This is a genomic window from Pseudoalteromonas sp. C2R02, assembly GCF_018860845.1.
Taxonomy (GTDB): Bacteria; Pseudomonadota; Gammaproteobacteria; order Enterobacterales; family Alteromonadaceae; genus Pseudoalteromonas.
On the sequence record NZ_JAHKQC010000045.1, the window covers coordinates 90439 to 102992 of the forward strand.

Sequence of the window (12554 nt, forward strand, 5' to 3'; positions counted from 1 at the left end):
TATTGCCAGATATTAACTTTTATAAATAGGTAATTACAATCTTATAAGGCTAATAAATGTGTCTATAGTAAGGCACAGGATAGATAATTATTAAATATCTATTCTTGTTGGTATGTAAATATATTGTTATTAAAAGTTGCAAATAAATGTGGTTAAGCTATCTTTGTACCTTTATTGGTACATTTTGGTGTTTTGCACTTGAAAAGGAATAGTTTAATGAAACAGTATTTATCTTCTTTAAAATCAGCTAAAGGTGCATTTGCGCTATCAATGATATGTGCATGTAGTTCAGTGCATGCTAATAATTACGACGAATATATTTTTAAAAGTTCGCCAACGGTTAGTGCTGAATTTGACTCTGTTACTCCGATGATCGTCGGAGGCGATCCGGTTGCGCAAGGTGATCGCACTTACCAAGTTTCATTAGGCAATGGGGGGTGTGGCGGTACAATAATCGCAGATCAATGGATTTTAACGGCTGCACATTGTATTTCTAGCAGTTGGCCTGGAAGTATTAGGGTAGGCGTGAATAGCTTAAGCTCTAGCCAGGGTGAGACACATAATGTGATTCAAACAATTGTGCATGAAGGATATAGCAGCGCTAGCAGCGGAAATGATATTGCGCTTTTAAAAGTCAGTGGCACAATTAATCCAAATTATGTCAGAGCAAAGTTGCCAACATCTGCTGTGATGCAAGCAGCTGGTTCACATGGAGATATGCAAATAGTATCTGGTTGGGGCCGGTTATCTAGTGGCGGTACAAGCCCTGATATTTTACAAGAAGTGAGAGTGCCTGTTGTATCAAATGCAATTTGTAATAGCGCGAGTTCATATAACGGAAGTATCAATGACACTATGATTTGTGCTGGCTATCAACAAGGTGGCAAAGATTCCTGCCAAGGCGATAGCGGTGGCCCTATGGTGGCAGCTTATCAAAATGAAATTTATAGCGTTGGAGTCGTAAGTTGGGGGCATGGTTGTGCAGCGCCCAATAAATATGGTGTATATGCGCGCACATTTAAATTTGTTGATTGGATAAATAGCAAAATTGGTGGCACACAAATCCCGAATGATCCAATTGAGTTACAAAATAAGGTAACTCAATCAGTGTCAGCGAATCAAGGTGAAGAAAAATACTTTTACTTAGATATTGCTGATGGTGGTGCTGTAACTAATTTAAATTTTGATATGTCAGGTGGCACAGGTGATGCGGATTTATATGTTAAATTTGGCGCAACACCAACAGAAAATAGCTATGATTGTCGTCCGTTTGAAAATGGTAATACAGAATCTTGTAATATTGCTGATATTAAATCTGGTCGCTATCATGTGATGTTGCGTGCATATAGTAACTTTTCTAATACTCAGTTAACGGCAAGTTATGATGAAGGCTCAACTGATGGTAAGTTAGAAAATGGTGTTTCAACCGTTGTTGCAGCCGTTACTGCAGAACAAAAATACTTTTATATTGATGTCCCTGAAGGAACTACAAGTTTAAACTTTGCTATCAGTGGTGGTTTAGGTGATGCCGATCTTTATATGCAATTTGGTGCTAAGCCGACGTTAAATCAATATCAATGTCGTCCATATAAAAATGGTAATAATGAAACATGTACAATATCAAATGTACAACCAGGTCGTTATCATGTGATGTTAAATGCTTATAGTCAGTTTTCAGATGTTAGTTTAATTGCGGATCATTAATTGACATTTGATATCAATAATTTAAAAAATAGTTAAGTGCGTTTAACTTTAAAAAGGTGACTGATTAAATGTCACCTTTTTATTGTTTGAATTACAATATCTTCTTCATGGCGTAGATCCTTTAATTATTACTTCAATGCGTCCATGATTACTAACATATTTAAACATAATACAACTTTCCATGATGATGACTGACTTCAAAAGTTATCATGGGATATATTTTCAGATATTAATCACATTTATTTGGAGTAGCAGGTGATTTCAATCAGGGCATATAAAATAGGTGATGAAAGATATTTACGAGAGATTTTTTTCAATACAATTCGCCAGATTAATATAAATGATTACACACAAAAGCAAGTTATAGCTTGGGCACCAGAAAGCTATGATGAAGCACAATGGCAGTCTCGCATACAGGTTACTTCTCCTTTTATTGCCTTAATAGACGATAAAATTGTAGGATATTCAGATGTGCAAAACGATGGTTATATAGATCACTTTTTTTGCCACAGTGACTATCAAGGCAAGGGCATAGGTAAAACTTTAATGCAAACCTTGCTGGATGCAGCAAATAAAAAGAGGCTTGAACGTTTATATTCTCATGTAAGTATTACAGCTAAACCTTTCTTTGAACACTTTGGTTTTAAAGTTGTAAATCCACAGCAAGTTGAAATCAGAGGTGAAATATTGACTAATTATGTAATGGAAAAAATAATATCAAATACCTAGCCCTGATCTCTAAAGATAATTTTTTAAATCATTTGATAATTTAATTCTTTTTAACCTTCATTTAACCACCTCGTTGATACAATTTTTCTATTATTTGTGTTTTGAGGTGAACAGTGAAACCGATTCCTTTATATTACTCCATTATTTTTACTTGTGTGTTGAGTGCATGTACATCTTTTGAAGATGTCACTTTTAATCAACAAGCAGATTTTCAACTCACTCAATTAGCGAATGCTAAAATTGAAAATAAAACGTCTTCAATGACGTTAATGCAATTATTTTCAATTTCTGAAGTTGATGTATTAATAGAAAATGCATTAAATCATAATCCGAATTTACAACAGACTTTACTTACTTTGAAAAAAGCAAAGCAAAGATACACGGTAACATCTTCTGATCAATGGCCTAATATCACTGCAAATGTTAATTCAAAAAAAGTTGAAGATACTAATACAGCCTATACAGGTAGTATAGATATTGCTTGGACAATAGACTTTTGGCAAAAGCTTGCGAATGCAAGTGATGCTGAGCAAGCAAATGTAAGCGCCACTGCATTTGCTTATCAAGGTGCAAAGGACTTATTAGCTGCTAATATCATTAGCGCGTATTTAGATTTAGTTCAATTATCGCAATTGATTGAAATAGAAAGCCAGCGAGTTTTAACATTTAAACGAAACGAACAAGTTATTGTTTCGCGCTATAAAAAAGGTTTAAAGTCTTTAAATGAACTAGATACTGCAAAATCCAATACACAAAGCAGTGAAGCGACCTTAATTGAGCATAAAGCTCAATATCAGCAATCTTTAAGAAACATATCCCTATTAACAGGTCTACAAAAAAATCAAATTACATCTCAAGTGCAGTTTCCTAAAATAATTTTGCCACTTAGTGAGATTGACGCTGACCGCATTGGCCAACGTCCAGATTTACAACAAGCTTATCAAGATATTAAATATAGCCAGTATCAACATAAAGTGGCTTATAAAGCTTTACTACCAAATATATCTTTGTCTGCATCTATAAGTAACTCACAAAGTAATTTACACGACGCACTCTTTGGGAGCCAAGCATGGCAGTTATTAGGCCAATTATCCGCGCCATTATTTAATGCAGGTAAATTAACCAGTGAAGTAGAAATCGCTAAATTATCTGCGGAGCAATCTTACTGGTCGTTTCAAGAAACGTTATTAAAAGCAGTGAATGAAGTTGATAATGCTATTGCACAAGAATATGCAATAGTTGCGCAATTGACGTTAATTAAGTCAGCCTTAGCAAGTGCAAAGCGCAGCGAAATAACTTATACCGAACGGTATCGTCAAGGCACCACATCATACATTGATCTGTTACAGATCCAACAACAAACCTTTTCATTACAAACACAAGTAACGCAACTTACTTATCAACACTTAAGTAACAGAATTTCTTTAGGGTTAGCGCTAGGTTTAGGAATATAACATGCAAATTTTTAATAAAAAAACAATCGTAACACTAGTTGGCCTGACCGGTATATTTGGTGTTATTGCTATAAATAATGTGCTTTTTGCTAATCAAGTAAAGGCACCGCCACCAAAGATAGAACCACAATTTCCGGTTATATCGGTTACAAAAGTGACTACTGCTGCTTATCAATCCAAGGTCACTGCATATGGAGAAGTGAGATCTCGAAATCAATTGTCACTCACTTCCCAAGTCAGTGGTCAGGTTGTTTATTTGTCGCCAAAATTTTTATCAGGTAATACTTTTAGAAAAGGAGAAGTACTTGCGCGTATAGAACCGATAATGTACCAACAAGCTCTGTCTAATGCCAATGCTAACCTTGCAGACGCTAAACTCGCATTAGCAGAAGAACTGCTCAATAGCAGCCAAGCGGCACAAGAATGGCTGCAATCAGGTTTAGCAAAAGAGCAAGCATCTGACTTAGCACTTCGTAAGCCACAGCTTAATGCAGCAAAAGCGAAGCATTTAATGGCTTTAAAAGAAGTTGAAAAAGCAAAGTATGATTTAAAGCAAACACATTTGATTGCACCATTTGATGCATTAGTTGTTTCAAAAGACATTCAGATAGGTACAAATATTCAGGTGGGCGTTAATTTAGCCCAATTATATGACATTTCACTATTTGAAATCTCGTTACCTTTAACATCTCAGCAATGGGAACTGTTACCTAATATAAAGCAAAATGAAAAACTATCAAAAATGGCTATACAACTGATTGATGAGGGAAGTTTAAATAAATGGATAGCCAGTATTGAGCGTTTTGAGCAACATATTAATGGTTCAAGTCGTCAGCGATCTTTAATTGCGGTTGTTGAGCAACCAATTGAACAAGAAGTGCCTTTATTCCCAGGCTTATTTGTTAAAGCACATATTAAAGGTAATGCTTATAGTGCGTTGTGGAAATTGCCAGCTTCAGCATTGATTGATAATAATACGGTATGGCAAGTTAATAATGATGATTTATTAAAGCGTATGCCTGTTTCTATTGTCTTTTCTCAAGATAATTTTGTCTTTGTTAAACCCATTAATAATATCGCAATGCCGCGAATTGTTAATCGTCCTTTGTCTAGTTATTTGGTAAATATGAAAGTCTCTCCAAAAGTAGAGGAATTAATGTAATGGTCGCATCAAATACAAAACATACAGGGATCATAGCTTGGTTTGCTATGAATTCAGTTGCAGCTAATTTACTCATGCTCTCTATCATTTTTCTTGGTTTAATATCATTTAACCAATTAAGAAAAGAAGCTTTTCCGCCTTGGGCGAGCGACTCTATTAGCATTAATATGACTTTTGATAGTGGTGATGCACAACTTTCTGAAGAAGGAATAGCAATAAAAATAGAAGAGGCATTGGCAACGGTTCAAGGGATTAAACGCATCACTTCAACCTCTAATGCAAATGGCAGTAAGGTAATTGTAGAAGCTAATTCTAGTTATAATTTGGATATTTTATTGCGAGATGTTAAAGCGAAAGTTGATTCTATCTATAATTTTCCAGCAGGTGCAGAAAATCCTGTCATTGAAAAAATGACCTCACTTGTACACGCTTACTCTATTAAGGTTTATGGAGACACAACGCGAGATGCGCTGCAAGCGATCGCACAACGGCTAAAAGTTGATTTACTCGCCCAAAATGCGATTTCAAATATAGAGATCAAAGGCGAAGCTGAGCCAATGATGTCAATAGAATTAGATGAACAAAAGCTACAAGCATATGGTTTATCATTTACTGATGTAGCAAATGTAGTTAATAGTGAATCTTCAACGGCAATATCAACAAGTTTAAGAAATGCTGATAAAGTGATCGGCTTAAAGGTTGCAGAGCAAGCGTATCAGCAAAAAGAGTTTGCCAACATACCTTTACTGACTCATGCTGACGGCAGTCAATTGCGATTAGGTGATGTTGCAAAAATTAAAGATAGCTTTGCAGATGATGTTTTTATTATCGGGCGCTATAACGGCGAACCAGGCTTAGGCATTGAAATAAAAGTAGACGATCAAGGTGATGTTTTAAAGATTGTAGAACAAGCGAATAAAGTCGTTGCTAAATGGCAAAAAAGTGCTTTATTACCACAAGGCGTAACGGTTGAAACTTGGAATGATGGCGGTAGTTTAATAAGAGATAGACTGGCGCTTTTAGTTAAAAATGCTTTATCAGGTATCGCGTTAGTTTTTATTGTTTTAGCTTTATTTTTAAACCTGAGAGTGGCGTTTTGGGTGACCGCAGGATTACCTTTTATTTTTTGTGGCACTTTGTTTTTTATGACTGATAGTTTCACTGGTATGACTATCAATGAAATGACAACATTTGGTTTTATTTTAGCTTTGGGTATTGTTGTTGATGATGCGGTTGTTGTAGGTGAAAGCATTTATACAACACGAAAAGAACAAGGTGACAGTATTGACAGTACAATTGCCGGTACTAAAAAAGTTGCTGTACCAACTATTTTTGGGGTTTTAACTACGGTTGCGACATTTATTGCGTTATCAAACGTCGCTGGTGGTATGGGAGAAGTTTACTCTCAATTTGCTGTTGTTGTGACCATTTGTTTATTACTTTCAGTGGTTGAATCTAAATTAATCTTACCTGCTCATTTAGCGCATTTAGATACACATCGTAACAAAAGTGTCGGTTGGAAACGCATTTGGCCACGTATTCAGCAAGGTGCGGATGATTCATTACAATGGTTTAGCATACGTATTTATCAGCCCCTAATTAAAAAAGCGATTACATACCGTTATGGCGTTTTGTTTAGTTTTATCGCTTTGTTTATTTTTGTTATTGGTATGCCACAAAACGGTGGTGTACGCGTTGCATTTTTCCCTGATATACCAGGCAGTACTATTGAAGCGAATATATCAATGCAAAATGATGCCAGCTTTGGTCAAACACATAAAAATCTCAATTATTTAGAGTTATCAGCAAGACAAGCAGATCAAAAGTTAATGGAAAAATATGATATGCAAGGGACTGCCATCGATACAATTGAAGTGATTGGTACCAGTGATTTGACGGGCTATATCGTTGTAGAGTTAGATAAACAAGCACCTTACAATCTAAACGAGTTTTCACGTATATGGAAATCAATAACCAAAATGCCAGAAGGCGTGCGTAAGCTTGATATTCGGTCTGGTTTTGGTGGCGGAGATAATTTTAAAGTTGAATTAAAGGCCTGGAACACAGAGACTATTCGTACAGCGGGGCAAGAAATAAAATCTGCTATTTCCCAAATATCAGGTGTCAGCGGTATTGATGATAACTTTGATTCAGGGCAAGCACAATTACGTTTTGAATTAAATGAGCATGGCTTAAGCTTAGGTTTAACGACTAAAGACTTATCACGGCAAGTTCTTCAAGCTTTTGGTGGCGAGATAGTTCAGCGATATCAAAGAGGTAAGGATGAAGTTAAAGTAAGGATCCGTTATCCACAAAGTGCGCGTCAAACGGTAAATGATGTTATGAATGCTAATGTGAGACTTAATAATGGTCAAGTTGTGCCATTATCTGTTGTCGCTAAACTACATTCTCAATACCAACAAAATGAACTGACACGTATATCTGGATTGCCTGCTGTATATGTAAGTGCTCAAGTAGATAAGGATATTATTTCATCCAATGAGCTGGTGATTGCATTAGAAAAAAACGTGATACCCAGTTTACAAAATCGATTTCCTGATTTAGCAATTCACTTTGCAGGAGAAGCTGAAGAGCAAGCAGAAACAGCACAATCAATGAGTCGCTTATTTATGATGGCATTGGTAGCAATTTATATTTTATTAGCAATACCGTTACGCTCATATGTTCAGCCAGTGATTATTATGATGGCAATTCCATTTGGATTAGTAGGGGCAATTTTAGGGCATTGGCTTAATGATATGGTGCTCAGTGTTTTATCATTTAATGGTATTGTTGCTTTAAGTGGTGTTGTGGTGAATGATAGTTTAATGCTTGTATCAAGATTTAATCAGTTAAAGCAAACAAAAGATAAGGTTTCTGAGGCAATTGTGGCTGCATGTACAGGGCGATTACGTGCAGTGCTCTTAACATCTATCACCACATACGCGGGTTTAATGCCATTATTAAGTGAAACTTCTACACAAGCACAGTTTATTATTCCTGCGGCGGCGTCTTTAGGTTATGGTATTTTATTTGCTACATTTATCACGTTAATATTAGTGCCGTCATTATTAATGATGCACCAAGATGCGATATCCATCATGAGTAAAATAAAACAAAAAGTAATCGGTAAAAAACAAGAGGAATTAGTGCATGAGCATTAATGTATTACTGATAGAAGATGACATTGACCTAGCAACGACGATTGTTGATTACTTGGCATTTGAGAACATTAGCTGCGATCATGCAGCTAATGGTATTCAAGGTTTATCTTTAATCAACAATAATCAATATCAAGTTGCTTTATTAGATCTCAACTTACCAAAATTAGATGGGTTAAGTGTCTGCGAAAAACTACGTGAAGAGAGTAACGACATACCGGTTTTAATGCTAACAGCACGTGACTCATTGAAAGATAAAGTGGCTGGTTTTAACGCGGGAACTGATGACTATTTAGTGAAACCATTCGAAATAGAGGAGTTAATCGTCAGAGTTAATGCGCTTTCTAAGAGAAAAAGTGGTCAAGTATCAAATTTATCTTTGGGTAAGCTCGTATTGGAGTTAAAAGAGCGCACAGCAAAATATAATGAACAGACACTTAAACTCACGCCGATCACTTTTAAATTGTTAGAAAAGTTATTACGTGGAAGCGGATCTCCTGTAAGTAGAAAAGAATTAATGTATGAGATATGGGGTGACGAACAGCCTGATAGTAATAGTTTGAAAGTGCATATTCATCATTTACGCAAACAACTTGAAAAAGTAAATGCAGATTTGAAAATAGAAAATGAACCCGGTTTTGGTTTTGTATTAAAACAGTCAGTTTAAAACTAGGTAAATACAAATGAGTATTCGAAAATATATTTTTGGTTTATTAACAAGTTTAGTGCTCTTGATTGCTATTATGTTGTCTTACCAAAGTGCAAGTTTATTTATTAAATCTTTTCAGATGGTTATAGAAGATATGATGCTTGAATTAGGGAGAATATACCCAGAGCTAGGGTCGATAAAGCATCAAATATTAGATTATCATATTACAACGCAGTGGCAAGAAGTCCCTAAACCAGTGCGAGACCATTTTCCTAACATACCCAAAGAAACAAATAAGTTGCATTCAAAATTTGTTGATTGGATATATCTCTCTCCTCCGAAGAAAATTTATTCTTTAATGGTTGTAGAGCATAACGAAAAATATGTATATGTATCTAGTTTTGATGAAAATGTTCATGAAAAAATAAAAAAAATACATAAAGATCATGATTTTAATATTGATCCTATTGTAAGAATAATTTTATTTGGCTTAGGAGGGATTGGGTTATTTGTTATTGTTTTGCTAAGTATTTTTAAAAGAATGGCTGGCCCTATGGAAAGGTTACAAAAATGGGCTAAGAATTTAGGGCTAAATGATCTTGAACGAGACATTCCGGATTTTAAATTTAAGGAGCTTAATGATTTATCATCATTAATTCATAGTAACTTAGTATCAGTGGCTAACTCTATTGAGCGTGAACAAGATTTTTTAGGCTATGCAAGCCATGAACTTAGAACACCGATTGCTGTTTTAAGAAGTAATAGCGCATTGTTAGAAAAAATAAGCCCAAATCCATCTGAAAAAGAACGTGAAGTGAGAGACCGTATTAGTCGAGCCAGTTTAACGATGAAATCCATGACCGAGACCTTATTATGGATGAGCCGAGGTGATGGCCAAAATTTACAGTATGAGTCAATCAACTTAGGTGAATTGATTAATAATATTCATCAAGAATTATCTTATTTGCTTGTTGCAAAAGATGTTAATGTAAAAGTTGACTCAGATAGCAGTAAAGTGTCTTTGGCACTAACACCCAGTGTAATAGTATTAAATAATTTGATTAGAAATGCATTTCAACATACGCAAAAAGGCGATGTAATCATTACGCAACGTAAAGATAAAGTACGTATTGAAAACATTGAATGTGATGATGAAGTATTAATAAATAATAAACATAGTCTTGGTTTTGGCTTAGGTATGCAGTTAGTTGAAAAATTAACTGCGCAATTTGGTTGGTATTATGAAATTTCCCAGCAAGGTGAAAGCTATCAAGTCGATATTGCGTTTACATTAGAATAAAACCAAGTTTTTAGTCTAAAATGATAAATTAAACGACTTTATAAATAGATTTAACCCAAGTTTAACCTTTATGCATATATTATTTGTTAATTAACTTATTTCGAGAAAGCTTATGGCACTGTCAATTACCACCAAATGCATGCACTTGCTTATTGCCATTACTATGATTTGTTTGATCTGTGTTGGTATTTATATGTCCAATACAGAGACATTTTCTTTATATCCAATACATAAATCTATCGGTATTATTGTATTTATTTTTGCTGTTTATCGTATTGTAAATAGAATTAAAGAAGGCTGGCCAACGCCAATAGGCAAAGCTTCAAAAATGCAACTATTGCTAGCCAAAATGACCCACTGGGGTTTGATTACTATGACAGTGGTATACCCTATATCAGGCATGATGATGTCAGGTGCGGGTGGACATGGTATTTATGTCTTTGGTTTAGAATTAGTTGCGGCTAATTATGATGAAATCTCAGGGAAAGCAGTTGCACTAAATGAGCAAATAGCCTCAATTGGTCATACATTGCATAGTGGGCTAGTACCAATAATTATTGCACTGATAGTGCTTCATATCGCAGGTGCGCTGAAGCATCACTTTATAGATAAAGACCAAACAATTTCTAGAATGTTTTCTTTTAAAAATAAAAGTAAATAGCTTCAACTAATTCGATTTGTAAATATATAGGGTATGTTTTAGTGATTAGCTCAAATGTTGTTATCAAGTAACCACATTTGAGCTAATAATGTTCCATATTTAACTATAATATTTTTCACTTTTTAATAAATTCAGCGTAGCGTTTTTGTACTATTTTTGAGCGAGTATTGTTAAGCCTTAAAATAGTTAAGCCAGAATAAATGCCTTGCTCAAAAGCTGTTTCTATATTATTCCAACCGTGATTATTTAATATACCTGCGGCTAAGGCATTTTCGCCTTTTATGATTACATTTTGCTTGTTAGCTTCTTTGGAGATCCAATTAACTAAGGTTTGTGCTTTAGAATAAGCGGGTGCAGTGGGATTATCTGACATTTCTAAACAAGTAAAGTGAAGCACTACTTGGCGATTAACGGTCTTTCCTTTTTTTGCGATAGAGATAGCTTTTTGATAACTCAAGCCCGAATTAGTAGATGCTAAGTTTGCTGGGATAATGCCTGATGCGATTTCAGCAGCACGATTAAGATGTCCATTTTTGGCCATCAACCAATGAATACCAGCTACTTTATACCCAAGTTGAATATCTGAAAAAGTATCATTAAAAGCAATATCAGCAGCTTGTAAAATGCGTGTTCCATGATCTATTAAAGCTTGGTGATACCAAGAAAAATAATCTTTACCGAATTGTGTATTTAGGTGTTTTCCTTTAGAAATAAATTGAGCCATATCTTCAGGTGGTTTAATGTGATTAAATTTCGTATATTTTTGTTCCCACGCTTCATTGAGTTGTTTTATAGTGTGGTACTTTTGTTTCATGTTTTGTTGGAAGTCTTCTACTGCTAACTTACCGTAACTTTGTACACTGCCACGAGTCGGATAACCTGAGTTATTATCATGGCTATTATAAGATGGATATCTTAGTTCACCTGCAGGACCCATGCTGATATTTATTTCATCAAATAAATGCGCTTTATGTTTGAAGTGATTTTTAAATGCCTGCATAAATTCAATATATTGCGACATAATGAGCGTGTCGGCCCAAAGTGATATATATTCCTTTGAATAGTTTCCTTGCTCACTTTTATACATTAATGTTTTGTTTTCAATATTTTTAAAGTGAGACCAAATCCATTTTGGTAGCTTGATATTGCAATCATCGCCTACGTTTCCACCACATTGATGAAATGACATGATAGGGATGATTTTGAGATCTTTGCTTTCAATCAGGTTAAATACTTTATCGTAATAAGACCAATCAAAACTTTGATCTGCGCTTTTCTCTACTGCACCCCACCATACATCAATTGTTACCGCATTTATGCCTATGTTTTTTGCTATCTCTAAATCATTTTTTAAATCTTGAAACTCAGGAGAAGAGCTCAGCCATAAAGGACCCATGATATTATTATTTTGGTTGTTGGCATATAAAAATGGTGAACTAAACCAGATAAATAACAGTATTAATTTAACGAGTACACGAAGCATTTCATTTTTCCATAATTATGACTGTAGTTAGATTGACGTAAAAGTGATGAAAGGAAAACAAACATACGTATGTAAGGATTAAAATATTATCATTTCAAAGCAATGAATAGTTTTTAAAATTCTATTAATTTTTTTATAAGCGGGAAGTGTAAATAGTTTGATGTGTCATAATTTATAAGTAAATGGTTATTTCTTATTAAATGTTATGTCATTAAAAATTTTATGTTCACAACGAGTATTGTAAAAAAAAC

The 12554-nt window shown here is 34.7% G+C and carries 9 protein-coding genes; 8 read left to right on the plus strand and 1 reads right to left on the minus strand.

The window, feature by feature from the left end:
* Window positions 1–216: 216 nt before the first annotated feature.
* From KO527_RS26340 to KO527_RS22460, 8 genes are all read left to right on the plus strand, one after another.
* A complete protein-coding gene (locus tag KO527_RS26340; protein ID WP_216042475.1) occupies window positions 217–1704 on the plus strand; it encodes a trypsin-like serine protease in 1488 nt (495 codons plus the stop codon).
* Between the two features lie 255 nt (window positions 1705–1959).
* A complete protein-coding gene (locus KO527_RS22430) occupies window positions 1960–2433 on the plus strand; it encodes a GNAT family N-acetyltransferase (RefSeq protein WP_216042476.1) in 474 nt (157 codons plus the stop codon).
* A gap of 113 nt (window positions 2434–2546) precedes the next feature.
* Window positions 2547–3887 carry a TolC family protein gene (locus KO527_RS22435; protein WP_216042477.1) on the plus strand — a complete coding sequence of 447 codons (1341 nt, stop codon included), beginning with the start codon at window positions 2547–2549 and terminating at the stop codon, window positions 3885–3887.
* Between the two features lies 1 nt (window position 3888).
* A complete protein-coding gene (locus KO527_RS22440; protein WP_216042478.1) occupies window positions 3889–5049 on the plus strand; it encodes an efflux RND transporter periplasmic adaptor subunit in 1161 nt (386 codons plus the stop codon).
* Window positions 5049–8213 carry an efflux RND transporter permease subunit gene (locus KO527_RS22445; protein WP_216042479.1) on the plus strand — a complete coding sequence of 1055 codons (3165 nt, stop codon included), beginning with the start codon at window positions 5049–5051 and terminating at the stop codon, window positions 8211–8213. The genes KO527_RS22440 and KO527_RS22445 overlap by 1 nt, the downstream gene beginning before the upstream one ends.
* Entirely contained in the window at window positions 8203–8877 is a 675-nt protein-coding gene (locus KO527_RS22450) for a response regulator transcription factor (RefSeq protein ID WP_216042480.1), read from the plus strand. The genes KO527_RS22445 and KO527_RS22450 overlap by 11 nt, the downstream gene beginning before the upstream one ends.
* 16 nt (window positions 8878–8893) lie before the next feature.
* Complete coding sequence (locus tag KO527_RS22455) at window positions 8894–10159, plus strand: HAMP domain-containing sensor histidine kinase (protein ID WP_216042481.1); 1266 nt, start codon at window positions 8894–8896, stop codon at window positions 10157–10159.
* A gap of 112 nt (window positions 10160–10271) precedes the next feature.
* A complete protein-coding gene (locus KO527_RS22460) occupies window positions 10272–10820 on the plus strand; it encodes a cytochrome b (protein ID WP_216042482.1) in 549 nt (182 codons plus the stop codon).
* A 115-nt stretch (window positions 10821–10935) separates the two neighbouring features.
* Here KO527_RS22460 and KO527_RS22465 read toward each other — a convergent pair whose 3' ends face one another.
* Window positions 10936–12303, minus strand: a complete 1368-nt coding sequence (locus KO527_RS22465) for a family 14 glycosylhydrolase (RefSeq protein ID WP_216042483.1) — start codon at window positions 12301–12303, stop codon at window positions 10936–10938.
* Window positions 12304–12554: the final 251 nt, after the last annotated feature.